This window comes from Streptomyces sp. NPDC058880, assembly GCF_042742535.1.
Classification (GTDB): domain Bacteria; phylum Actinomycetota; class Actinomycetes; order Streptomycetales; family Streptomycetaceae; genus Streptomyces.
On sequence record NZ_JBHYMC010000059.1, the window covers coordinates 17,259 to 39,779 of the forward strand.

A 22,521-nucleotide genomic window follows, 5' to 3' on the forward strand; every position below is an offset into this window, starting at 1 on the left:
CGGCCCATCATGACTGCAACCCTCGTCGCCAAGAAGCTCACCGCCGCGCACGGTGAGCGCACGCTGTTCGCCGATCTCGACCTCGTCGTCGCGCCCGGCGACGTCATCGGCCTCGTCGGCGTGAACGGCGCCGGGAAGTCGACCCTGCTGCGCCTGCTCGCCGGGCTGGACACCCCCGAGACCGGGGACCTGCGGCTCTCACCGCCCACCGCCGCCGTCGGCCACCTCCCGCAGGAACCGGAGCGCCGGCCCGACGAGTCGGTACGGGAGTTCCTGGCCCGGCGGACCGGCGTGGCCGCCGCCCAGGCGGAGCTCGACACGGCGACGCAGGGCCTGGTGGACGGCACGCCGGGCGCGGACGACGCGTACGCGGCCGCGCTCGACCGGTGGCTCGACCTCGGCGGCGCCGACCTCGACGAGCGCGCCGAGGAGGTCGCCGACGACCTCGGCCTGACCATCGGCCTCGACCTGCCGATGACGGCGCTGTCCGGCGGGCAGGCGGCCCGGGCCGGCCTGGCCTCGCTCCTCCTCTCCCGCTACGACGTCTTCCTGCTCGACGAGCCCACCAACGACCTGGACCTGGACGGTCTGGAGCGGCTGGAGCGGTTCGTCAAGGGGCTGCGCGCCGGGACCGTCGTGATCAGCCACGACCGCGAGTTCCTGACGCGGACCGTCACCAAGGTGCTCGAACTCGACCTGGCGCAGCAGCAGATCAACCTCTACGGCGGCGGCTACGACTCCTACCTGGAGGAGCGCGCGCGGGCTCGCAGCCACGCCCGAGAGGAGTTCGAGGAGTACGCCGACAAGAAGGCCGCCCTGGAGGGCCGGGCCCAGATGCAGCGCAACTGGATGGACAAGGGCGTGCGCAACGCCCGCCGCAAGTCCACCGACAACGACAAGATCGGCAAGGCCCTGCGCGGCGAGTCCAGCGAGAAGCAGGCAGCCAAGGCCCGCCAGACGCAGCGCGCGATCGAACGCCTGGAGGTCGTCGAGGAGCCCCGCAAGGAATGGGAGCTGCGCATGGAGATCGCGGCGGCGCCCCGCTCGGGCTCCGTGGTGGCCACCCTGCGCGAGGCGGCTCTCAAGCGCGGGGACTTCTCCTTCGGTCCGGCCAGCCTGCAGATCGACTGGGCCGATCGGGTGGCGATCACCGGGGCCAACGGTGCCGGCAAGTCCACCCTCCTCGCGGTGCTCCTGGGCCGGCTGGCCCCCGACACCGGCTCGGCCGCCCTCGGCTCCGGCGTCCTCGTCGGCGAGGTCGACCAGGCCCGCGGCCTGTTCCTCGGGGACGAACCCCTGCTGGAGGCGTTCTGCGCGGCCGTCCCGGACACCGAGCCCGCCGAAGTGCGCACCCTGCTGGCCAAGTTCGGGCTCAAGGCGGCACACGTCCTGCGCCCGGCGGCGACCCTCTCCCCCGGTGAGCGCACCCGTGCCGCGCTCGCGCTGCTCCAGGGCCGCGGAGTGAACCTGCTGGTCCTGGACGAGCCGACCAACCACCTCGACCTCCCGGCGATCGAGCAGCTGGAGTCTGCCCTGGAGTCGTACGAGGGCACGCTCCTGCTGGTCACGCACGACCGCCGGATGCTCGACGCGGTCCGGGTGACCCGCCGCCTGGAGGTCTCCGGCGGCAGGGTCACCGAGCTGTAGGGCCGGAGCCGTCCGGTGCGGGGCGGGGGCGGCAAGGCCGCCGGCCGCCGTTCACCGGCCGGTGCGGACCGTGTCGCCCAGCCGGTAGAAGCAGCCCTGGTGGCCGGAGAGCGGGGTGGCGAGGGCGGCGAGCTTCTTGGCCTTGCCGACCGGCCCCTCCCCCGTCACCCGGAACGAGGCCTCGGCGACGACGTCCAGAGGCGTCACCCCCTCGCCGCCGCTGAGCCACTTCTGGTGCTTGAGGTCGACGCCGCCCTCCCGTGCGGTCCCCGCCAGCTGTGCCTGACCCAGGCGCTTGCGCCGAGGCCGGCCGGTGTCCTCGTAGGTGAGTACTGCGGTGAGGCGGTCGACCCGTTCGGTACCGCTGAGGTCCGTGCCCTCCGGGGTGATGTCGAGGGTCAGGTACATCATCAGCCCGGGCTCGGAGTAGCCCACCTCGCCGCTCCATGCGCATCCGGCGGTGCCCTCGTACCGGCCGGCGAACTGACCGCTGTTGATGTCGATGTGCGGCAAGGCGAAGGGCACGGTCCGGCGCCTGAGGTACCGGGCGGCCGCCTCGTACATCTCCTCGAAGGGGTAGAGGGCGTGTGCCGACTGCCGGCCCACCGCGCTGAGCAGGATGTCCTTGGCCTGGCTGGCCGCGAGGGCGCCCAGCTCCCGGCCGCCGCCGCAGAACAGGTCCCGACCGTCGCAGTACGACTCGGTGTTGTCCACGAGGTCCGCCGGGACCTGTTGTTCCGGCCCGCCGAAGACGCCCTGGGCGCCCTTCTGGCGACTGCCGGCCGCGATCTCCGAGTCCCGGAAGGTGGGATCCCCGAACAGGGCGACGTAGAGCACCCGTTGCCTGGCCGCGTCGGTCAACCGGAAGAGCGCTTCGCGCATGACGTGGGCTCCCTGCGAGTAGCCGCCGAGGATGAACCACTGCCGGGCGCGCCCCTTCGTCCCCGCTTCGAGCCCGTCGCAGTGCGCTGAGCGGTCGTTCAACAGACGGGCCGCCGCCTCCGATCCGGCGGCCCGACTGTCGTGGTAGGAGCCGGACGTGGCCTGGTTGCGGTACGCCTCCCAGTTGCCGGTGTGGCCGCCGCGCGCCGGGTACTCCACCGAGATGAACCCGATCTTCGCCTCGTGGCGGATCACCTCGTCGATCGCGTCGAAGAAGCGCCGGGTCTCGGGCTGCCCCGACACGTCCTGGGGTTGACTCGATCCACGGGCGAACACCACGATGTACTCCTCCGAGCAGTCCTGGGTGAGCGTGCCGTAGCGCCGGGAGGGGCCCTGTCCGACGGTTTCACGGGAACACCCCGTCAGCGCGAGCCCGATCAGGACCAGGAGCACCAGACACCTTCTGCGGATCACGACTCCACCACTCCCCCCGAGGTCCGTGGCCGTGCTCGTCCTCGTACTACCGAGCGTAGCGAAGGCGTTGACGGAGAGACAGACCTGGCGCACACCGTGCGCGGCATGGCCGCCGAGGAGATCTCCGCGCTGGAGGAGCTGGCGGCGAAGACCGCGCGGGGCCAGCGGAGCTGGGCGGTGTGGTGGCGCTTCGTCGAAACATGGGCGGGGCTGACCGTGGCGGTCCTCTCGGCGCTGGCCGGAGTCAGCGTCCTGGCCTCGCAGCAGCACCAGGGCCCGGCGGCCGTGCTCGCCCTCGCCTCCTCCGCGCTGGGAGCCGTACTGGGCTTCAGCCGCCCCGCCGACCAGGCCCGCAAGGCCGAGACGCTGGCCCTGCTCTGCGAGGGCTTCGCGCGCAGGGCCCGGCAGGCACGCACGCTGACCCTGCCCGACCTCGACGCCGAGGACTCCCGACGGCTGCTGTCCGCCCTGACCGAGCGCTGGGAGACCATCCGCTGGGACGACCTTCAGGACCAGCTCGACCGGCACGGCCCGCAGGGGCCGTGAGCCGGCTCCGGTCACCCGCCCGGGCTCCCGGCCGGCGCGCCCTCGCAGGAGCCCGCCGCGGGTTCGGTGCACCCATGCCGTCGGGCAGCTCGTGGCGTGCGCCGGAACCGGACCACAGGGTCCGGCAGGCCCGGTCCAGGCCGCCCGTCATGCGTCCGGACCGGCCGGGGGCCTGCGCCTGCGGGCCATCCTCCGGGCGACGAAGGCGCGCGGGAGGTGCCGGGCGGCCAGGGCGTAGGCCTGGTAGCGGCGGCCGGTGATGCTGACCGGGCGGCGCAGGGCGAGGTCCTTGAGCGCCTGCCCGACGACGGCCTCCGGTTCCAGCCAGACCGCGTCGCGCAGCGCGCTGACGTCCATTCCGGCGCGCTCCTGGAACTCGGTGCGGGTGAAGCCGGGGACGACGGCCAGCACACGGACGTTGTGGGGTTCCATGTCCACCCGGAGGGACTCGCTGAACGCGGTGACCCAGGCCTTGGCGGCCCCGTAGGTGCCGGTGGGCAGCAGTCCGGCCACCGAGGAGACGTTGACGACGGCTCCGCGGCGGCGCTCGCGCAGACCGGGCAGCGCGGCGTGGGTGAGCCGGAGCGGGACCCTGACGAGGAGGTCGAGCATGCGCTCCTCGTCCTCGACCGGGCTGTACGGGAAGGGGGCGGGAAGCCCGAAGCCGGCGTTGTTGACCAGGATGTCCACGGGCCGGGTGTGGTCGGCGAGCCGCTCGGCGACCGCTGCAAGGCCCGTCTCGTCCAGCAGGTCGGCGGGCAGCACCTCGGAGGCGGTGCCGTACTCGCGGGCCAGCGCGCCGGCGACACCGTCGAGCCGGTCCGTGTCGCGGGCGACGAGGATCAGGTCGCAGCCCTTGGCGGCAAATCCCCGGGCGAAGGCGGCACCCAGTCCGGCGCTGGCTCCGGTGATCAGTACGGTGGTCACGGTGCGTTCACTTCCTCGGTGGTGGCCGGCGAGGTGTAGGCCTCGGCGACGTCGACGAGGAACCGGGCCTCGTCCGCCAGGTCCCCGCCTTCGTTCGAACTCTGGATGGCCGCGGGCAGTTCCAGCCCGGCCGCCTCGCCCGTCTGCCCGGGCAGCCCGGCGAGCCTGGCCCGCCGTGCGTCCTTCAGTACCCGGGCGAGCGCGGCCGCGGTACGCCGCTGCTCGGGGATCCCGTGGTCGGCGACATGGCCGCGGGCCTGCTCCAGGGCGCCCGGCCGGACATGCTCGCCCAGGATCAGGATGGCGTCGCGCGTCTCGATGACCTTGCGGTAGACCAGCAGGTTGCGCGGTACCGGCGGCCAGAGCAGCTCCACCACCCGGCCCGAGCGCGGCTTGTTGAGGGCGACGTGCGGGACCGCCTCGACCAGGTCGCGCCACAGCGGCCACAGCCGCCAGGCGGTGGTGGTGTCGGCGATGGTGCGGCGGAGGGTGAACACGGTGGGCACGAGGATCGCGGCGGCGCGCAGCAGGCCGTGCAGGTTCATCAGCAGCGGGAGGGCGGGCATCGCCCAGGTTCCGGCGGACAGGGCCTTGAGCAGGTAGGCCAGCCAGAACAGCCCGGCGAGCGCGGTGCCGAGGCCGAAGAGGCGCAGGCCGGCGGCCAGCCCCCGGCTTTCGGTGCGCCGGCTGTAGCGCCAGCACACGGACACGCAGACGGTGTTGGCGACCAGGTGGGCGGAGATCAGGACGAGCCAGTACGCGAGGGAGGGCACCGGGTCGCCGACCGGGGGCATGGTATGCGTGCCGTGGCCGGGTGCGGTGGCGTCCAGCGCCACCAGCAGGGCCAGCCAGGCTGCGGTGGCGGCGCAGGAGGCCAGCCGGAGGCGGCGACCGCGCGTGGCGGCGGCGACGAAGTAGAGGACGGCGCCCGCCGACAGCACCCCGATGAGGTTGCGGACGAGGCCGATGGTGTGGGCGTAGGAGGCGCCGCGGGTCATCGCGTAGGAGACGACCTCCGGCAGGTTCAGGGTCATCGCCGCGGCGGCGGTGGCGACGGCCAGCCACAGGCCGCGCTGCTGGGGCGAGCGCAGGGCGCCGGGGGCGCGCAGCAGGACGGCGAGCCACAGACAGACCACGCCCGGGACGGCGAGGCTGTTGCCGAAGGCGGTCAGATCAGCCGCCATCGGTGCCCCGCTCGTACCCCATGGCGGACTCCAGTCGGGCCAGGGCGCCCCGGCCCTGGCCCGCTGTGCGGGGGCCGGCGTTGGCGGTCCGGATGCGGATCATGCTCGCGAGCATCTCCGCCTCCTGCTCCTGGCGGGTGGTGTAGTTGGTGCGGCCGAGCACCACGGGGGCGCTGCCGTCGCTCTCCTCGCCCTCCAGCGAGTGGTGTCCGAAGAGGATGTGGCCGAGCTCGTGGAGGACGATGTGCTCCCGGTGCAGCGGGGTGGTCTGCGCCTCGTAGAAGACGTAGTCGACGCTGGCCGTGCCCACCCAGAGGCCGCAGACACCGGATTCCGCCGCCTCCTTGGGCAGGGGGTGGAGCCGGATGGGGCGGCCGCGCTGCTCCGCGATCCGGCGGCACAGGACGTCCAGGGAGAACGGGTGGGTCAGATCCAGATGGCCGAGAATGTTCTCGCACCTTTTGCGAATGCTGAGTTGCCGGTGGGGCATGTGATCCCTCTTCGGCGCCTGTCCGGGGCAGCGTCGGTAGGCGTGTGTGGGCATGGGCATGACGTCCTGTGCCTTCAAGGCGGCCTCGGGGAATGCAGTCCTGAGGGGGAGGAAACACGGAAGCCCGTCCGCCGGACGACGAACGGGCGTTCCACCATGCCTACAGATCTTGTACGGGAGTTGGCAAGGAAAGTCCCCAGGTGGGGAACCTATTCGGCCATCGCGTACGAAGGTCCTCACGCGCCGGGTGGCCGGGCAGCCGCCCCGGGGGGCGGACACGACCACGGGCGTACGGGGCCTCCCCCGCACGCCCTCGACGCTCCTGTCAGCGCTTGCGGCGCTCCTCGGGTCCGGTGAGGCCGGCCCGTCGCAGCGCGTCGGCCATCGCGCTGTTGGCGGGCGCGGGGGCTCCGCCGCCCTGGCGCCGTCCCTGGCCGCCGCTCTGGCCCCGCTCGCCCTGGCTCCTGCCTCCGCCCTGGCCGCCCGCTCCGCCGCGCTGCTGCGGGGGACGGCCGCCGCCGCGCCGCTCGTCGCGCTGGCGCGGGGCACCCGCGCCGCGCTCGGCACCGGCCTCGTCCTCCAGCCGGAGGGTCAGCGAGATCCGCTTGCGCGGGATGTCCACGTCCAGGACCTTGACGCGGACGATGTCGCCCGGCTTGACGACGTCCCGGGGGTCCTTGACGAAGTTCTTCGACAGCGCCGAGACGTGCGCCAGACCGTCCTGGTGGACACCGATGTCGATGAAGGCGCCGAAGGCGGCCACGTTGGTGACCACGCCCTCCAGGATCATCCCGGGGGCGAGGTCGCCGATCTTCTCGACGCCCTCCTTGAAGGTCGCCGTCCTGAAGGCCGGGCGCGGGTCGCGGCCCGGCTTCTCCAGCTCCCGCAGGATGTCGGTGACCGTGGGCAGACCGAAGGCCTCGGTGACGAACTGCTCGGGCCGCAGGGAGCGCAGGACCCCGGTGTTGCCGATCAGCGCGGCCACCTCGCCGCCCGACGTCTTCCCCATCGCCCGGACCACGGGATAGGCCTCGGGGTGCACGGCGGAGGCGTCCAGCGGGTCGTCCCCGCCGCGGATCCGCAGGAAGCCCGCGCACTGCTCGTACGCCTTGGGACCCAGCCGGGCCACGTCCTTGAGCCCCTTGCGGTTGCGGAAGGGGCCGTTGGCGTCGCGGTGGGCGACGATGTTCTCGGCGAGGGTCCCGCTGATGCCGGAGACCCGCGACAGCAGCGGCGCGGAGGCGGTGTTGACGTCCACGCCGACGCCGTTCACACAGTCCTCGACCACCGCGTCGAGGGATCGCGAGAGCTTCACCTCGGACAGGTCGTGCTGGTACTGGCCGACGCCGATGGACTTCGGGTCGATCTTGACCAGCTCGGCGAGCGGGTCCTGGAGGCGTCGGGCGATGGAGACCGCGCCGCGCAGCGACACGTCCATGCCGGGCAGTTCCTGCGAGGCGAAGGCGGAGGCCGAGTAGACGGAGGCACCCGCCTCCGAGACCATCACCTTGGTGAGACCCAGCTCCGGGTGGCGGGAGATCAGGTCCCCGGCCAGCTTGTCCGTCTCACGTGAGGCGGTGCCGTTGCCGATGGCGACCAGCTCGACCGCGTGCTCCTTCGCGAGGCGGGCCAGCTTGGCGAGGGACTCGTCCCACCGGTTGGCGGGCACGTGCGGGTGGATCACGTCGGTGGCCACGACCTTGCCGGTGGCATCGACGACGGCGACCTTCACACCGGTGCGGAAGCCCGGGTCGAGGCCGAGGGTGGCCCGGGTGCCGGCGGGCGCCGCGAGCAGCAGGTCGCGCAGGTTCGACGCGAAGACCCGTACCGCCTCGTCCTCCGCCGCCTGACGCAGCCGCATCCGCAGGTCGATGCCGAGGTGCACCTGGACCTTGGTGCGCCAGCACCAGCGGACGGTGTCGACGAGCCACTTGTCGCCGGGCCGACCGCGGTCGGCGACGCCGAAGCGGCGCGCGATCATGCCCTCGTACGTGGAGGGGCCGGGGGTGTCGGCGTCCTCGGGGGCCTCGGGCTCCAGAGTGAGGTCGAGGACGTCCTCCTTCTCCCCGCGCAGCATGGCCAGGACCCGGTGCGAGGGCAGCGCGGTGAACGGCTCCGCGAAGTCGAAGTAGTCGGCGAACTTCGCGCCGGCCTCCTCCTTGCCCTCGCGGACCTTCGCGGCCAGCCGGCCGCGGCCCCACATGCGCTCGCGGAGCTCGCCGATCAGGTCGGCGTCCTCGGCGAACCGCTCGGTGAGGATGGCTCGGGCGCCCTCCAGGGCGGCCGCCGGGTCGGCGACGCCCCGGTCGGCGTCGACGAACGCGGCCGCGGCGGCGGCCGGGTCCACCGACGGATCGGCCAGCAGGCCGTCGGCGAGCGGCTCCAGGCCGGCCTCGCGGGCGATCTGCGCCTTGGTGCGGCGCTTGGGCTTGAACGGGAGGTAGATGTCCTCCAGGCGCGCCTTGGTGTCGGCCGCGTTGATCCGGGCCTCCAGTTCGGCGTCGAGCTTGCCCTGCTCCCGTACGGAGTCCAGGATCGCCGCGCGCCGGTCCTCCAGCTCGCGCAGATACCTCAGGCGCTCCTCAAGGGTGCGCAGCTGGGCGTCGTCGAGCATCTCGGTCGCTTCCTTGCGGTAGCGCGCGATGAACGGCACGGTGGAGCCGCCGTCGAGCAGCTCGACGGCGGCCTTGACCTGCCGCTCCCGTACGCCGAGCTCCTCGGCGATCCTGCCTTCGATGGACATCGTCACGATCGGGTCCCGCCTGCCTTCGTTTGCACTGGAAGGCTGCCAATTGTGGCAGGTGGTCGTGACGGACGGCGGGAGCCCTGCCCGTCAGGCCCTGCCCATCAGGTCCCTCGGGAAGGCCCCGGCGGTCACGGCCTTGACGACGAGGGCGCCGCCGAGCTCGGTGAGGCGGGCCAGGCCCTCCGCGCCGAGGTGCGTGTAGGGGGCGGCGTCGAGCCGGTCGGTGTCGCTCTCCAGCCGCTCGCGCAGGGCTGTACCCTCCTCGGTCAGCTCGCCGTCGGCGTCGAGGACGCCGCGCTCGCGCAGCCGGCCGGCCGCGGCGTCGAGGTCGTCCTGCGTCCAGCCGCGCATGCCCTTGAGCCACTTCGGGGTCATGCCCTTGCCGGTGGCGGTGTGGCTGACCAGGGCCTCGACCGGGTCCAGGCCGGCGAGGAGCAGGGCGGCGAGGTGGCCGTCGCCGCGATGTTCGCGCAGCAGGGTGGTGGCGTGCCACAGCCTCAGGTGCGGTTCCTCGGGGACGTCGAGGTCGGCGTGGGCCGCGTACAGGGTGCGGGCGTGCCGGGTGCAGCCCTCGGTGGCGCGCATCGCCAGGTCGGCGGCCTCGGCCACCTCGGGGGACTTCACGGTGTCGGCGCCGAGCAGCCGGGTGAGGGCGGCGTCGGCGGCGCGCAGCCGGGCGGCGAGGGCCTGCTCGGGGGTGACGGTGTCCCAGACGGCGGGCAGGTGCCGGGCGACGAGGTCGTGCCGGTAGTTGTAGAAGGCGGCGGTGACCGCGCCGGCCCCGACGGCCCCCATCGCGGCGGAGCGGTGCGCCAGGTTGACGGCGACGGGGTCGGATATCCCGAGGGCGGCGAACTCCTCGGCGATCTCGGGCGAGAAGTAGACGGTGGCGTGCAGCGGGTTGACGGCGGCGTGCCAGCAGCGTCGCGCGGCGAGCGGGTGAAGGGTCATGCGCGGCACGGTACCGACTGTTCGGTACGTCGGGTAGGGCGGCCCCGCCCCCGATCCCGGCCGGCCTCCGGGCGGAGGTTCGATCCGGACGATCGCCCGGGCAGGGCCCGGCCGTTCGGCGGGAGCGCCGGGCCGGCGGGGCGGGCGGGCGAGGCGCAGGCCGGGGCCGGTGCGGGCGGCTCGGCGGCACCGCGGCGGGCGGATCGGCACCGCTGCGCACGCGGTCGCGTGACGGCCGAATGGCGATCGTGTGACAGTGGGCGCCATGGACACGGCCTGAGCGGCCAGGGGTGAATACGGTCGAGCGACGACCTCGAACCGAGCTGTCTCCCCAACCACTTGGAGTCATTCGTGCACCGCAAAGTCATCGCCCCGAGCGTGCTCGCCGCTTCCCTCCTGCTGGTGGTCCCGGCGTCGGCGGCGAGCTACGGTCCGGGCACCCCGGGTATCGGCGACCCCTACTACCCGGCCAGCGGCAACGGCGGATACGACGTGTCGCACTACGACCTGCGCCTGAAGTACCAGCCGGCGACGGACCTGCTGGAAGGCACCGCGACCCTGATCGCCACCACCACGCAGGACCTGTCCCGCTTCAACCTCGACTTCGGCCTCCGGGTCAGCGAGATCCGGGTCAACGGTGCCAGGGCGAAGTTCGCCGCGTCCGGTGCGCACGAGGTGGAGGTGACCCCGGCGAAGCCGCTGGCGCGCGACACCCCGCTGACCGTCGTCGTCACGTACGCCGGCAAGCCCTCCGAGCTGAAGATCGACGGATGGACCGCCTGGCACCGCACCCCGGACGGCGGGGTGGCCGCGCAGGAGCCCGACTCGGCGGTCTGGTGGTTCCCGAGTAACGACCACCCGCTGGACAAGGCGACCTTCGACGTCTCCGTCAGCGTGCCCGACGGCACCCAGGCCATCAGCAACGGCGTGCTCCAGTCGCAGAGTTCGCGGCTCGGCTGGACGCGGTACAACTGGCGCTCCGACAAGCCGCAGGCGACCTACCTGGCCACCCTCGCCGTCGGCAAGTTCGACATCACCACGGACAGGACCGCGAGCGGGCTGCCGATCGTCAACGCGTACAGCAAGGACCTCGGTGACAACGCGGGGGCGGCGCGCGCGAGCGTGGAGCGGACCGGCGAGGTCACCGAGTGGCTGGAGGGGGTCTTCGGGCCGTACCCCTTCAACGCGCTGGGCGGCTACGTGCCGAACGTGAACGCCGGCTTCGCCCTGGAGACCCAGACGCGCCCGTTCTACGGTCCGCGCCTGTTCAACAACGGCTCGAACGTCTCGGTGGTGGTGCACGAGCTGGCCCACCAGTGGTACGGCGACAGCGTGTCCGTGAAGGGCTGGAAGGACATCTGGATCAACGAGGGGTTCGCCCGCTACAGCCAGTGGCTGTGGTCGGAGAAGGAGGGCGAGGGCACCGCCCAGGAGCTCGCCGACTGGGCGTACTCCCTGCGCCCGGCGGAGGATGCCTTCTGGCAGGTCAAGCCGGGCGACCCCGGCCCGGAGAACCAGTTCCACGGGGCCGTCTACGACCGCGGCGCGATCGCCCTGCAGGCGCTGCGCAACGAGATCGGCGACGAGGCGTTCTTCCGGATCCTCAAGGGCTGGCCGACCGAGCGGGCCCACGGCAACGCCGGGGTGGGTGACTTCGTACGGTACGCGGAGAAGGTCTCTCGCACGCCACTGGCCCAGCTGTTCGAGACCTGGCTCTACACCCCGGGCAGGCCCGACGCGTCGGCGCTGCACCCGGCGTCCGCCGGGCCGTCGGCCCGTTCGGCCCGGCCGGCCCCGCCGCAGTCCGCACCGGCGGGGGCAGCCGCCGAACCGAAGTCCTGGAAGAAGATCGCGGAGACGAACACGGTCCACGACACCGAGCACGGCTCCGGGCCCGGCCACCGGCACTGACGCCGCGCCGCGCCGCGCACGCGGCTCCCGCTGCTCGCGGGGGCCGCGTGCCCGGTCGTCAGCGGCGGCCCGCGTGCCAGGCGGCGCGCGCCCGGTAGGCGATCGGCAGGTAGCGCAGCCGCTCCGGCAGCAGCGGGACGAGGATCCGTACGGCGGTGCTGAACCGGCGGAGCCTGCGCTCCTGGGCCGGGCTCCACTCCAGCCCGATCGCGGCCCGGGCCTCGGGCGGCATGTACCCGGCGGTGACGAAGGCCCGCAGGTGCAGGAAGGCCGCGCGCAGCACGGGCCAGGTCAGCCGCACCAGCAGCCGCACGGGAAGCGGGCCGCCCTCGGGCGGGGGCAGCGGCACGTCGGTGGCGACGAGCTCGCGGGCGACCGCGGTGGGCTCGATCTCCTCGGCCAGCATCCTGGCCCAGTACCTCCAGTACTCCTCGACGGTCTGCGGCATGTCCCGGTCGTGCAGGCCGAGGATCCGGCCGACCTGCAGCCATTCGCGGTAGAGCTGATGCTCCTGGGCGGGGGTGAAGCGGCGCAGCAGGTAGCGGCCGGCGTAGAGGTAGACCGGGAAGCCGGTGGCGTGGACCCAGGCGTAGCAGGCCGGGTCAAGGGAGTGGTAGCGCCGGCCGCGGGTGTCGGTGCCCTGGATGTCCTTGTGCAGGCGGCGTACCCTGCGGCCCTCCTCGGCGGCCCCCTCGCCTCCGTACACCCACAGCTGGACCGAGCGCAGGGAGCGCTCGCCGCGACCCCAGGGGTCGGTGCGGAAGACGGAGTACTCGTCGACGCCGGCCGCGATGGCCGGGTGGGCGACCTGCAGGGTGAAGGCGGCGGGCAGCATCAGCAAGGCGCGGACGTCGCCGGCGATGGTCCACAGCACCCCGCCGGGCGGTGGCGGTTCGGGGTCGGTGCGGCGCGTAGCCGCAGGTCCGCTGGGGTGTGCCGAGTCGATCTCCGTCATACGACAAGTATGCGAGCACCGGACGGCCGTCTCACGGTCAGAAAGTCTCTGCACGGGTGTTACCCAGAGGTAACTGCTGCTGCTTGTATGACGGCGTCGATCTTCCCCCGCAGGAATGACGGAGACCTTCATGCTGCTTTCCACGACCCGCTCGCGCCGCGCCGCCGCCACGGCCGTCGCCGCGGTCGCCGCAGGCGCACTGGCCGCCACCACCGCGCCCGCCGCCACGGCCGCGGAGCACACCGCCGCCCCCCGGCTCAGCGTCCTGTCGTACAACGTGTTCCTGATGAGCAAGAACCTCTACCCGAACTGGGGCCAGGACCACCGGGCCGCGGAGATCCCCAAGACCGCCTTCTACCAGGGCCACGACGTGGTCGTACTCCAGGAGGCCTTCGACAACAGCTCCTCGGACGCGCTGAAGGCGAACTCCGCCGCGCAGTACCCGTACCAGACCCCGGTCGTCGGCCGCAGCAGGAGCGGCTGGGACGCCACGGGCGGCGCCTACTCCTCCACCACCCCGGAGGACGGCGGCGTCACGGTCCTCAGCAAGTGGCCGATCGTCCGCAAGGAACAGTTCGTCTTCAAGGACGCCTGCGGCGCCGACTGGTGGTCCAACAAGGGCTTCGCCTACGTCGTGCTCGACGTGGGCGGCACGAAGGTGCACGTGGTCGGCACGCACGCGCAGTCCACCGATCCGGGCTGCGGCGCGGGCGAGGCCGCGCAGATGCGCGCCCGGCAGTTCCGGGCCATCGACACCTTCCTGGACGGCAAGAACATCCCGGCGAACGAGCAGGTCATCCTGGCCGGCGACCTCAACGTCGACTCGCGCACCCCGGAGTACGCGAGCATGCTCGCCAACGCCGACCTGGCCGACTCCGACTCGCGCACGGGCCACCCGTACTCCTTCGACACCGCCCTGAACTCGATAGCGAAGTACCGCTACCCGACGGACCCGCGCGAGGACCTGGACTACGTCCTCTACCGCAAGGGCAACGCCCGCCCGGCGGGCTGGGAGAACAACGTGGTCAAGGAGGAGTCGGCGCCCTGGACCGTATCCAGCTGGGGCACCTCGTACACCTACACCAACCTCTCCGACCACTACCCGCTGATCGGACGCTGACGCCCCGTCCCGGCGGGTGGGCCGCGCGCGCCGCCCAGGACCTCTCCGCCTGACCGCAACGGCCCGCCTCCCGCCCTCGGGCGGGAGGGGGTTGTCGTCATGGCCGGGGTCAGTCCAGCGGCAGGGCCTGGTGCGCGGCGACGATCGCGTCGATGCGCGCGGCCAGGTCGAAGTCTGCCGACGTGAGCCGGTTCCCGGCGTCGTGCGTGGTGATGGCCGCCCGCAGATGGTCGATCCTCAAGTCCAGGTCAGCGTGATGCTGGATCCGCCGGGACCGGTCGGCGATCGTCACGATCGCGGCCACGGCCGCGTGGTAGCGGATCGGGTAGGTGCGGGTGATCTCGTCACCCACCTGCTCCCACCCCGGCAACGCCGCCAGGTGCTCGGCGATCTCCTCGTGCGTCAGCGGCTTCTGTGCGCCCATGTCAGCTCCCCTCGTTCACAGGCCCCAAGACCTCGGCGAGGTCCCGGCCAACGGGGGCATCGTGCCACGGCCGCATGGCCCGCTCCAGGGAACCGAGTTCGCGCAGCATCCGCACCGACCTGGTCTCGACGGCGATGGTCGCCGCTTCACGGGCGATCTCCAGAGCGTGGTCGGGGTCCCGGCAGACGGCGGCGGCGATGGCGTGCCGGGCCAGGTACACGCCGCGGTCCCGGCGCGCTGCGGACGGCACTGCGGCGAGGACCTGCGACCAGAGTCGGTCGGCCTCGCGGCCGAGTCCGAGCCGGCCGTAGCAGGTGGCCCTCTGCACCTCCAGGTATCCGGGAGTCCGACGGCACGCGTTGCCCCAGGGCAGGTCGTCGTCGACGCGCGGCAGGAGCCCGCCGGCGGTGTCGATGAGCCGGTCGACGGCGTTCCGATCTCCGGTGAGGCTGGCGCCGTGGGCCTGCTGTTGCATGGCCATGATGCGAACCTTGGGAAAGAGCCGGTCCGCGTCGTCAAGGGCGGCCTCGCAGAGGTCGATGACGCCGCGGCCGTCACCGAGGTCGGTGCGAACCTGGGCCTGGTTGACGAGGGAGTACCCGATCAGGTGCGGGTCCCGGGACCGTACCGCTATCTCCTGGGTCACCCCCCGCCAGAAGCCCGCCGCCCCGAGGTCCCCGGCGTCCTGGTACAGCCAGCCGACGAGTGCGGCGTAGGCCGCTCCGACGCGGAGCAAACCACGGCGGGTCTCGCCGCGCGCGCTCCGGAGGAGCTTGTCAATGAGCTGGTACTGAGCCGACACGGTACCGATGAGGTCGTGCGGGCCCAGAAACATGTCGGCCCTGTAGTGCCCTTCGAGCTGCTGCTGGAAGTACTCGATCAGCGCGGGGTCGACATGCTGTGCGGCGACGGGACCGGGCATCAGGGCGGCCGCAGTCACGGAGACGAAGGTCCTTCGCTTCACGGCTTCCTCTGCTTCTGCCTCGGGGCGGATCCAACCGGCGGGCGCCGTGAACCCGAGGTCTTCGGGCCACTGGCCGAGGGCGTCGTGGAGGACGGTGGCGGTCTCTTCCGGCGGCCAGCCGGGCGTCCTGCCTTCCCATCGGCGCCAGGTGCGTGCGCTGACGGTGTAGTGCGGGTCGTCGAGGAATCGCTGCCCGAGTGCCTGGAGCTGGGCTGCGGCTTGCTCCATGGTGCGCCAGCCCACCCGGAGCCGGGCGGCCCTGAGCGCGTCGTTGCGGGGGCTCATGACCCCAGTGTGAGGTGTCATCACGTCGGTCCCCGGTCGTGGCCGCCAGGTGGCCGCCGATGGCCACGCGATGGCCTGTCCGCCCATCTGCGTGCTGGCCCATCATCCTGGTACGGCCTCGAACTCCGCAGGCGAAAAGGCCGGATGACCCACTGACGACGTAGGGAGCACCCGCCATGGCCGCCCCGCAGGACGCGCACACAGAGATTCCGCACCCGCTCCTCAGGAAGCCGGTCCGCGACATCGCGTCCGGCATCGAGGGAACGCTCATGGCGGTGCTGATGGAGAACACGGCCGCGGCCGACCTGCCGGAACGCTGGGCGGAGATCGCCTACATCCGGCCGGCCGGCGGCGGCCGCGAACTGTCCACGGCCGTCGCGAACATCGAGGCGGCCCGGTGACGACGGACGAGATCACCTACCAGCGGGCCGCCAAGCAGCCGCCGCGGCCGTGCCCGTGCGGCGCGCGGCCGCTGCCGCTCGGCGGGCCCGAGGGCGGCGCCGTGGTCCATGCGAAGGGCTGCCCGCGCGGCGGCCGCCACGGCATCACCTGACCCAGGTCCTCCGCAGCACTCGCCGGACCCTGCATTCCGCCGCCGAAGGAGAGGCGCCCGGCGCCACCCTCACCGCGATCGGGCGGGCCGGGACCGCCCCGGCCGGCGGGCGCGCACACCGCCCGCCGGCCGGGCGCCCGGGTCACGCCGGGTCGTACGGCTCCTCGTACAGGCCCTCGATCAGGTCCGCGTACCGGTCGCGGACCACCCGACGGCGGAGTTTGAGCGACGGGGTGAGCTCTCCCGTCTCGGGGCCCCACTCCTGCGTCAGCAGCCGGTAGCGTTTGATCTGCTCGGTCCGGTTGAGCCGCGCGTTGGCCGCCGCGACCGCGCGGGCGATCTCCTCCCGGACCGCGGGATGTCCGGCGAGCGCGCCCGGCGAGGTGTCCTCGATGCCCCGGGCGGCCGCCCAGACGGGGGCCAGTTCGGCGTCCAGGACGAGCAGGGCGACCAAGTAGGAGCGGCCGTCGCCGTGCACCAGCGCCTGCCCGATCAGGGGGTGCTCCTTGACCGTGTTCTCCACCAGCGCGGGCGAGACGTTCTTCCCGTTGGACGTGATGATCAGTTCCTTCTTGCGGTCGGTGATCCACAGGTAGCCGTCCCCGTCGATCCGGCCGACGTCCCCCGTGGGGAACCAGCCCTCCGGGTCGGAGGCGCTCTGCACCGAGCCGTCCGGCCGCAGGTAGCCGCCGAAGACGGTCGCACCGCGGGTGAGGATCTCCCCGTCCTCCGCGATCCTCAGCTCCAGCCCCTCGATCGGGCGGCCCACCGAGCCCAGCCGGAAGCCTTCGGCGCTGTTGAGCGTGCACACCCCGGCCGTCTCGGTGAGCCCCCAGGCGTCCATGATCGTGATGCCCCAGCCGGCCCAGAAGCGGACGACGTCGATGGGCATCGGCGCGGTGGCGCTGGCCGTCCAGGTGAGCCGGTCCATGCCCGCCAGACGCAACAGCGGGTCCAGCGTCCGCTCCTTGGCCGCTGCATACGAGGCTTCCAGCGCGGCGGGCACCTCCTCGCCGCGCTCGTGGTGGGCGGCCCGGGTGCGGGCGAGGTCGTTCGCGGCCTCGATGGCGCCGCGCCGGTCCTCGGGGAGCTGCGCGAGGACCGCGCGGACCGAGGCGGCGAGCTTCTCCCACACCCGGGGCACTCCGAAGAACTGCACCGGGCGCAGTTCTCGTACGGCCGCCGAGACAGCCGTGGGGTCGGCGCACAGCATGACGTGGGCGGCCCTCAGCAGCGGCAGGTAGATGCCGAGCACCCGCTCGGCGATGTGCGCGAAGGGCAGGTAGCAGATGTGCTCGGCATGCTCGGGCAGGTCCACGTGCCGGTCGAGGCGGACCGCCTGGAGCATCAGGTTGCGGTGGGTCAGGCGCACGCCCTTGGGGTCGCCGGTGGTGCCCGAGGTGTAGACGACGGTCAGCGGGTCCTCGGGGCCGGTCTGCTGCCAGGCCTTCTCGAAGTCCTCGGCGCGGTGGAACCGGGCGCCGCTCTCGTACAGGGAGGCGTACGTGCCGTGGCCGCGGGCCTCGGCCGCCTCGGCCACGACGATGCGCTCCAGGGGGACGTCGGCGTCGGCCAGCAGCGGCTCCCACCGGCCGAGTTCGCGGGCGCCCTCCACGACGGCGATCCGGGCCCTGCTGTGGCGGGCGATGTGGGCGGTCTGTTCGGGCGCGGAGGTCCCGTAGACGGTGACGGGTACGGCGCCGAGGTGGACCAGGGCGAGGTCGCTGAGCCAGTGCTCGGGGCGGTTGCCCATCATCAGCAGGACGTGCTCGCCGCGCCCGACGCCGAGGGCGGCATATCCGGCGGCGAGGACGGCGACCTCGTGGCGGACCTCGCTCCAGGTGAGCGTGGTCCACCCGGCCGCGTCGGGTCCGGCCCGCCAGGAGAGGGCGGGGAGGTCTCCGTACGCGGCGGCGTTGCGGGCCATCAGGGCGGGGAAGGTGATCTCTTCGGGTCGTCCGGGCAGTCGCAGGTTCGTGGTCATGGGCAGCTCCTGGCCGTTTCACATCATTGGTGCGACAGCAATACTGTTGAACCCAAGCTGTGGAGCAGAGAGCGAGGCGCAGACGATGGCCGACCAGGCACCCGAGCCGATGCTCACCGTCGACGAGCTGGCGGCCAGGGCGGGCGTCACCGTGCGCACGGTACGGTTCTACAGCACCCGCGGGCTTTTGCCCCCTCCCGTGATCGGTCCGCGTCGGGTGGGGCACTACGGGCCGGAGCACCTGTCGCGGCTGGCTCTGATCGAGGAGCTCCAGCACCAGGGCATGACCCTGTCGGCGATCGAACGCTACCTGGACGCGCTGCCCGACGACCTGAGCGCGCACGATCTCGCGATCCACCGGGCGATGGTGGCCAGTTGGGCCCCGGACGCGGCCCGGGAGGTCTCCCGGGAGGAGCTGGAGAAGCGGGCGGGACGGAGCCTGTCGGACACGGACGTGCGGCGGCTGACGGCGATGAACGTGCTCGCCGCCTCGGGCGGGGGCTTCCGGGTGGACGTGGGCCTGCTGCGGCTGGGGGTCGCCCTGCTCGACGTGCCGATCGCGCACGAGACGATCCTGGCGGCGCGCACGGTGCTGGTGGAGCACACCCGGTCGGCAGCGCACGAGCTGACGGCTCTCTTCCGGGACGAGGTGTGGGGGCCGTTCACGGAGGGCGAGAGCGATCCGGAGCGGGTGGAGTCGATGAAGGCCCTGTCGGCGCACATGCAGCCGATGGTGGTCCAGGCCCTGGTGACGGCCTTCCAGCGGTCGCTGCGGGAGGAGCTGCGCGCGGCGTTCGCCTCCGAACACGGTTGACGGGTCCCGGGCGGGTCCCGGGCGGGTCCGGGGACGGACCGGGGACGGTCCCGGGCGGCCGCAGTCCGTGACAGCCGTTCGGGTCTGCCGGACTGCGGGGGCGCGGGTACGGCGTGAGGGTGGGGGTGGGCGGGGCGGCGCGACGGCCCGGCCACCGTCCGGAAGGAGCGTGACAGCCGTGGCCCGCAACCGCCGTCTCATCCTGAGCCCGCCCTCCGAGGTCTGGCGCCTGCTGGCCGACGGGCACCGCTACGGGGAGTGGGTGACGGGCACCCGGCAGGTCCTCGCCGCGGACCCGCACTGGCCCGGCGTGGGCGCCCGGCTGCGGGTCCGGGTCGGCGCCGGCCCGCTGACCCTCGACGACACCTGCGTCGTCCGCGTCTGCGAACCGCAGCGGCGCCTGGAGCTGGAGGCCCGGGCCGAACCCTTCGGCGCGGCCCGCGTCGCCATGAACCTGGCTCCCTGGGGCCGGAACACGCTCTTCACCCTCGACTGGCATCCGCTGCGGGGTCCCGGCACCCGCATGCACGGGCTGCCGGTGGACTACCTGGTCGCCGTGCGCAACGGCATGATGCTGACGAAGCTGGCCAGGATCGCCGTCCGGGAACACGGCACGGCCGCGCCCCGTTGACCCCGGCCGGGTCCTCGCCCGCCAACACCCGTTGACGCCCGGGTAGTTTACGGATCATGGCAGTCATTCACCGCACCACCATGTCACCGGGCAAGCTCGAACTGATCGCCGCCTGGTTGCCGTCGAAGCCCTGGTACCGGGGCGGGGACGCACCGCTGCTCGCCAAGGCCGGCGGCTTCCGGCTCGACGACCCCGCGGGCGAGGTGGGCATCGAGTTCATGGTGGTCACCGACACCTCGGGGGGCGTCCCCGTCACCTACCAGGTACCGATGACCTACCGCGGGACGCCGCTGGAACACGGCGAGGACGCCCTGATCGGCACCTCCGAGCACGGGGTCCTGGGCCTGCGCTGGATCTACGACGGAACACACGACCCGGTCCTGGTGGCACAGCTGCTCGCGCTGCTGGCGGGCCGGGCGGCCGCTCAGGACCAGAACGCGAGCGACGCACCGGACCCGGCGGCCCGGGTGCTCGCCGAAGCTGCCGGAGTGCCGGAGGGGCTGGCCGGGCCGAAGGACGTGACGGACACCTCCGACGCGACCGTCGTCGGCGTCGCACCGGCCGGACGGGACGAGCCGGTGCGGGCCCTGTCCGTGTCCCGGGTGCTGGCGGCCGGGCCCGCCGTGACCGGCGGATCCGTCCTGGCCCAGCTGCTGAACCGGTGGACGGACGCCGACGCGGGCGAACTGCACGGGGTCTTCGCCGTCCTGCACGCCGCGAAGGCCTGACCGGCAGACACCTTGACCGCCCCGGCCGTCCCGACCGTCCCGGGCGGGACGGCCGGGGTGACCGTGACGTCCGGGGTGGAAGGGGCGGCCGGGGGCCGTACGGGATCAGTCGGTGTACGTCTCGCCCCGCTCCGCCTTCTCCACGAGGGAGGCCGGCGGGGTGAACCGCTCGCCGTACGTGCCGGCGAGCTCGCGGGCGCGGGCCACGAAGCCGGCGAGGCCGCCCTCGTAGCCGTTGATGTACTGGATCACACCGCCCGTCCAGGCCGGGAATCCGATGCCCATGATGGAGCCGATGTTGGCGTCGGCGATCGAGGTGAGGACGCCCTCGTCCAGGCAGCGGACGGTGTCGAGGGCCTCGGAGAAGAGCATCCGCTCCTTCATGTCCTCGAAGGGGACCTCGTGGCCCGGCTTGGCGAAGTGCTCACGCAGCCCCGGCCAGATGCGGGCGCGCCTGCCCGACTCGTCGTACTCGTAGAAGCCGGCGCCGCCGCTGCGGCCGGGGCGGCCGAACTCGTCGACCATCCGGTCGATGACGGTGTCGGCGGGGTGCTCGGTCCACGTCCGGCCCTCCGCCTCGACGGCCTTGCGGCTCTCGTTGCGGATCTTGCGCGGCAGGGTCAGGGTCAGCTCGTCCATCAGGGAGAGGACCTTGGCCGGGTAGCCGGCCTGGGCGGCGGCCTGCTCGATCGACGCGGGCTCGACGCCCTCGCCGACCATCGCCACGCCCTCGTTGATGAACTGGCCGATGACGCGCGAGGTGAAGAAGCCGCGCGAGTCGTTGACCACGATCGGGGTCTTGTTGATCTGGCGCACCAGGTCGAAGGCGCGCGCGATGGCCTCGTCCCCGGTCCGGTCCCCCTTGATGATCTCGACCAGGGGCATCTTGTCGACGGGCGAGAAGAAGTGCAGTCCGATGAAGTCGGCGGGCCGCTTCACGCCCTCGGCGAGACCGGTGATGGGCAGGGTCGAGGTGTTGGAGCACAGAAGGGCGTCGGGCGCGATGACGTCCTGGACCTCCTGGAACACCTTGTGCTTGAGCGCGGTGTCCTCGAAGACGGCCTCGATGACGGCGTCGCAGCCCGCGAGGTCGGCCGTGTCGGCGGTCGGGGTGATCCGGGCGAGCAGCTCGGCACGCCCCGCCTCGGTGATCCGGCCGCGGGACAGGGCCTTGTCGAGCAGCTTCTCGGAGTACGCCCTCCCCTTCGCGGCAGCCTCGGTGGTGACGTCCTTGAGCACCACCTCGATGCCCGCGCGGGCGCAGGAGTAGGCGATGCCGGCGCCCATCATGCCGGCGCCGAGGACGGCGACCTTGCGGACCTGCCGCGGCTCGATGCCCTGCGGGCGGCTGCGGCCGGCGTTGACGGCCTGCAGGTCGAAGAAGAAGGCCTGGATCATGTTCTTGGCGGTCTGCCCGGTGACCAGCTCGGTGAAGTAGCGGGCCTCGATCGTCAGCGCGGTCTCGAAGTCCACCTGGGAGCCCTCGACGGCGCAGGCCAGGATGTTGCGCGGCGCCGGGTACGGGGCGCCGTTCAGCTGCTTCTTCAGGTTGGCCGGGAAGGCCGGGAGGTTCGCGGCGAAGCGCGGGCTGGACGGAGTGCCGCCGGGGATCCGGTAGCCGGGTACGTCCCAGGGCTGCTGCGACTCGGGGTGGGCGTCGATGAAGGCACGGGCCTTGGCCAGCATCTCCTCACGGGTGGCGGCCAGTTCGTGCACGAGGCCGTTGTCGAGGGCGCGCCGGGGGGTGTACTGGGTGCCCTGGAGCAGTACCTTGAGCAGCGCGTCGGCGATGCCCATCAGGCGCACGGTGCGGGTGACGCCGCCGCCCGCCGGGAGCAGGCCGAGGGTGACCTCGGGCAGGCCGATCTTGGAGCCGGGCACGTCGAGGGCGACCCGGTGGTGGCAGGCCAGGGCGATCTCGTAACCGCCGCCCAGAGCGGCGCCGTTGACGGCGGCGACGACGGGCTTGCCGAGGGTCTCGATGCGGCGCAGGGACCGCTTGATCTCGGTGCCGGTGTCGAAGGCGAGCTGCGCGTGCTCGGGGCGCAGCCGGATCATGTCCTTGAGGTCGCCGCCGGCGAAGAAGGTCTTCTTGGCGGACGTGTAGATGATGCCGCGGATGGAGTCCTTCTCGGCCTCGGCGCGGTCGGCGACCGCGGCGATGGAGTCCTTGAAGGCCTGGTTCATCGTGTTGGCGGACTGGCCCGGGTCGTCGAGGATCAGGGTGACGACGCCGGTCTCGTCCTGTTCCCAGCGGATCGTGGTGGACTCGCTCATGTTCGCTACTTCCGTGTCGGAGGGTCGG

At 72.7% G+C, this 22,521-nt stretch carries 20 protein-coding genes; 9 read left to right on the plus strand and 11 right to left on the minus strand.

Annotated elements, in window-relative coordinates; genetic code table 11:
- Positions 1–9: 9 nt before the first annotated feature.
- Complete coding sequence (locus ACFW2G_RS26450) at positions 10–1,647, plus strand: ABC-F family ATP-binding cassette domain-containing protein (protein WP_037916013.1); 1,638 nt, start codon at positions 10–12, stop codon at positions 1,645–1,647.
- 51 nt (positions 1,648–1,698) lie between these two features.
- On the opposite strand, the gene ACFW2G_RS26455 is transcribed toward ACFW2G_RS26450, so the two are convergent.
- Positions 1,699–3,003 (minus strand): cutinase family protein, encoded by a 1,305-nt coding sequence (locus tag ACFW2G_RS26455; protein ID WP_384447504.1) that lies wholly within the window; start codon positions 3,001–3,003, stop codon positions 1,699–1,701.
- 105 nt (positions 3,004–3,108) lie between these two features.
- Between ACFW2G_RS26455 and ACFW2G_RS26460 the strand changes: the two genes are divergently transcribed.
- On the plus strand, positions 3,109–3,549 hold the full coding sequence (locus ACFW2G_RS26460) for a hypothetical protein (protein WP_037916007.1): 441 nt from the start codon (positions 3,109–3,111) through the stop codon (positions 3,547–3,549).
- Positions 3,550–3,696: 147 nt separating this feature from the next.
- Here ACFW2G_RS26460 and ACFW2G_RS26465 read toward each other — a convergent pair whose 3' ends face one another.
- The 5 genes from ACFW2G_RS26465 to ACFW2G_RS26485 all read right to left on the minus strand — a co-directional run bounded on the left by ACFW2G_RS26465 (position 3,697) and on the right by ACFW2G_RS26485 (position 9,847).
- Positions 3,697–4,476, minus strand: coding sequence for an SDR family NAD(P)-dependent oxidoreductase (locus ACFW2G_RS26465; protein WP_384447501.1), 780 nt, complete (start codon positions 4,474–4,476; stop codon positions 3,697–3,699).
- The gene (locus ACFW2G_RS26470) at positions 4,473–5,660 is read right to left on the minus strand and encodes an MAB_1171c family putative transporter (RefSeq protein ID WP_384580859.1); all 1,188 of its coding nucleotides are present in this window, start codon (positions 5,658–5,660) and stop codon (positions 4,473–4,475) included. The genes ACFW2G_RS26465 and ACFW2G_RS26470 overlap by 4 nt, the downstream gene beginning before the upstream one ends.
- Entirely contained in the window at positions 5,650–6,150 is a 501-nt protein-coding gene (locus tag ACFW2G_RS26475) for an ImmA/IrrE family metallo-endopeptidase (protein WP_037916001.1), read from the minus strand. Before ACFW2G_RS26475 ends, ACFW2G_RS26470 begins: the two co-directional genes overlap by 11 nt.
- Before the next feature lie 325 nt (positions 6,151–6,475).
- Complete coding sequence (locus ACFW2G_RS26480; protein ID WP_384580861.1) at positions 6,476–8,899, minus strand: Tex family protein; 2,424 nt, start codon at positions 8,897–8,899, stop codon at positions 6,476–6,478.
- 84 nt (positions 8,900–8,983) lie between these two features.
- The gene (locus ACFW2G_RS26485) at positions 8,984–9,847 is read right to left on the minus strand and encodes a hypothetical protein (protein ID WP_037915995.1); all 864 of its coding nucleotides are present in this window, start codon (positions 9,845–9,847) and stop codon (positions 8,984–8,986) included.
- A 351-nt stretch (positions 9,848–10,198) separates the two neighbouring features.
- Here ACFW2G_RS26485 and ACFW2G_RS26490 point away from each other — a divergent pair, with 351 nt between their 5' ends.
- Positions 10,199–11,758, plus strand: coding sequence for a M1 family metallopeptidase (locus tag ACFW2G_RS26490; RefSeq protein ID WP_384580863.1), 1,560 nt, complete (start codon positions 10,199–10,201; stop codon positions 11,756–11,758).
- 58 nt (positions 11,759–11,816) lie between these two features.
- Here ACFW2G_RS26490 and ACFW2G_RS26495 read toward each other — a convergent pair whose 3' ends face one another.
- Positions 11,817–12,713 (minus strand): oxygenase MpaB family protein, encoded by an 897-nt coding sequence (locus ACFW2G_RS26495; protein ID WP_384580865.1) that lies wholly within the window; start codon positions 12,711–12,713, stop codon positions 11,817–11,819.
- A 130-nt stretch (positions 12,714–12,843) separates the two neighbouring features.
- Between ACFW2G_RS26495 and sph the strand changes: the two genes are divergently transcribed.
- Positions 12,844–13,833, plus strand: coding sequence for a sphingomyelin phosphodiesterase (sph, locus tag ACFW2G_RS26500; protein ID WP_037917933.1), 990 nt, complete (start codon positions 12,844–12,846; stop codon positions 13,831–13,833).
- A 109-nt stretch (positions 13,834–13,942) separates the two neighbouring features.
- On the opposite strand, the gene ACFW2G_RS26505 is transcribed toward sph, so the two are convergent.
- Both ACFW2G_RS26505 and ACFW2G_RS26510 read right to left on the minus strand, forming a co-directional pair.
- Complete coding sequence (locus ACFW2G_RS26505) at positions 13,943–14,257, minus strand: 4a-hydroxytetrahydrobiopterin dehydratase (RefSeq protein WP_384580866.1); 315 nt, start codon at positions 14,255–14,257, stop codon at positions 13,943–13,945.
- A gap of 1 nt (position 14,258) precedes the next feature.
- Complete coding sequence (locus ACFW2G_RS26510) at positions 14,259–15,506, minus strand: Twin-arginine translocation pathway signal (RefSeq protein WP_384580868.1); 1,248 nt, start codon at positions 15,504–15,506, stop codon at positions 14,259–14,261.
- A 176-nt stretch (positions 15,507–15,682) separates the two neighbouring features.
- Between ACFW2G_RS26510 and ACFW2G_RS26515 the strand changes: the two genes are divergently transcribed.
- Together ACFW2G_RS26515 and ACFW2G_RS26520 are read left to right on the plus strand one after the other, a co-directional pair.
- Positions 15,683–15,907, plus strand: coding sequence for a hypothetical protein (locus ACFW2G_RS26515; RefSeq protein WP_037915984.1), 225 nt, complete (start codon positions 15,683–15,685; stop codon positions 15,905–15,907).
- On the plus strand, positions 15,904–16,059 hold the full coding sequence (locus ACFW2G_RS26520; protein ID WP_157840147.1) for a hypothetical protein: 156 nt from the start codon (positions 15,904–15,906) through the stop codon (positions 16,057–16,059). The genes ACFW2G_RS26515 and ACFW2G_RS26520 overlap by 4 nt, the downstream gene beginning before the upstream one ends.
- A gap of 142 nt (positions 16,060–16,201) precedes the next feature.
- On the opposite strand, the gene ACFW2G_RS26525 is transcribed toward ACFW2G_RS26520, so the two are convergent.
- On the minus strand, positions 16,202–18,043 hold the full coding sequence (locus tag ACFW2G_RS26525; RefSeq protein WP_384580870.1) for an AMP-dependent synthetase/ligase: 1,842 nt from the start codon (positions 18,041–18,043) through the stop codon (positions 16,202–16,204).
- Positions 18,044–18,128: 85 nt separating this feature from the next.
- Here ACFW2G_RS26525 and ACFW2G_RS26530 point away from each other — a divergent pair, with 85 nt between their 5' ends.
- The 3 genes from ACFW2G_RS26530 to ACFW2G_RS26540 all read left to right on the plus strand — a co-directional run bounded on the left by ACFW2G_RS26530 (position 18,129) and on the right by ACFW2G_RS26540 (position 20,216).
- Entirely contained in the window at positions 18,129–18,857 is a 729-nt protein-coding gene (locus ACFW2G_RS26530) for a MerR family transcriptional regulator (protein WP_037915979.1), read from the plus strand.
- Positions 18,858–19,035: 178 nt separating this feature from the next.
- Positions 19,036–19,488, plus strand: coding sequence for an SRPBCC family protein (locus ACFW2G_RS26535; protein WP_384455961.1), 453 nt, complete (start codon positions 19,036–19,038; stop codon positions 19,486–19,488).
- Between the two features lie 56 nt (positions 19,489–19,544).
- Positions 19,545–20,216, plus strand: a complete 672-nt coding sequence (locus ACFW2G_RS26540; RefSeq protein WP_384580872.1) for a 1,4-alpha-glucan branching protein — start codon at positions 19,545–19,547, stop codon at positions 20,214–20,216.
- A gap of 105 nt (positions 20,217–20,321) precedes the next feature.
- Here the strand turns inward: ACFW2G_RS26540 and ACFW2G_RS26545 are convergent, their stop codons facing one another.
- On the minus strand, positions 20,322–22,493 hold the full coding sequence (locus ACFW2G_RS26545) for a 3-hydroxyacyl-CoA dehydrogenase NAD-binding domain-containing protein (protein ID WP_384580874.1): 2,172 nt from the start codon (positions 22,491–22,493) through the stop codon (positions 20,322–20,324).
- Between the last annotated feature and the right edge of the window lie 28 nt (positions 22,494–22,521).

Excerpts from the sequence above, each read along its gene's own strand:
- ACFW2G_RS26450 (WP_037916013.1), top strand. The coding sequence starts at position 10 with ATGACTGCAACCCTCGTCGCCAAGAAGCTCACCGCCGCGCACGGTGAG.
- ACFW2G_RS26460 (WP_037916007.1), top strand. The coding sequence starts at position 3,109 with ATGGCCGCCGAGGAGATCTCCGCGCTGGAGGAGCTGGCGGCGAAGACC.
- ACFW2G_RS26470 (WP_384580859.1), bottom strand. The coding sequence starts at position 5,660 with ATGGCGGCTGATCTGACCGCCTTCGGCAACAGCCTCGCCGTCCCGGGC.
- ACFW2G_RS26475 (WP_037916001.1), bottom strand. The coding sequence starts at position 6,150 with ATGCCCCACCGGCAACTCAGCATTCGCAAAAGGTGCGAGAACATTCTC.
- ACFW2G_RS26485 (WP_037915995.1), bottom strand. The coding sequence starts at position 9,847 with ATGACCCTTCACCCGCTCGCCGCGCGACGCTGCTGGCACGCCGCCGTC.
- ACFW2G_RS26495 (WP_384580865.1), bottom strand. The coding sequence starts at position 12,713 with ATGACGGAGATCGACTCGGCACACCCCAGCGGACCTGCGGCTACGCGC.
- sph (WP_037917933.1), top strand. The coding sequence starts at position 12,844 with ATGCTGCTTTCCACGACCCGCTCGCGCCGCGCCGCCGCCACGGCCGTC.
- ACFW2G_RS26505 (WP_384580866.1), bottom strand. The coding sequence starts at position 14,257 with ATGGGCGCACAGAAGCCGCTGACGCACGAGGAGATCGCCGAGCACCTG.
- ACFW2G_RS26510 (WP_384580868.1), bottom strand. The coding sequence starts at position 15,506 with ATGAGCCCCCGCAACGACGCGCTCAGGGCCGCCCGGCTCCGGGTGGGC.
- ACFW2G_RS26515 (WP_037915984.1), top strand. The coding sequence starts at position 15,683 with ATGGCCGCCCCGCAGGACGCGCACACAGAGATTCCGCACCCGCTCCTC.
- ACFW2G_RS26525 (WP_384580870.1), bottom strand. The coding sequence starts at position 18,043 with ATGACCACGAACCTGCGACTGCCCGGACGACCCGAAGAGATCACCTTC.
- ACFW2G_RS26530 (WP_037915979.1), top strand. The coding sequence starts at position 18,129 with ATGGCCGACCAGGCACCCGAGCCGATGCTCACCGTCGACGAGCTGGCG.
- ACFW2G_RS26540 (WP_384580872.1), top strand. The coding sequence starts at position 19,545 with ATGGCAGTCATTCACCGCACCACCATGTCACCGGGCAAGCTCGAACTG.
- ACFW2G_RS26545 (WP_384580874.1), bottom strand. The coding sequence starts at position 22,493 with ATGAGCGAGTCCACCACGATCCGCTGGGAACAGGACGAGACCGGCGTC.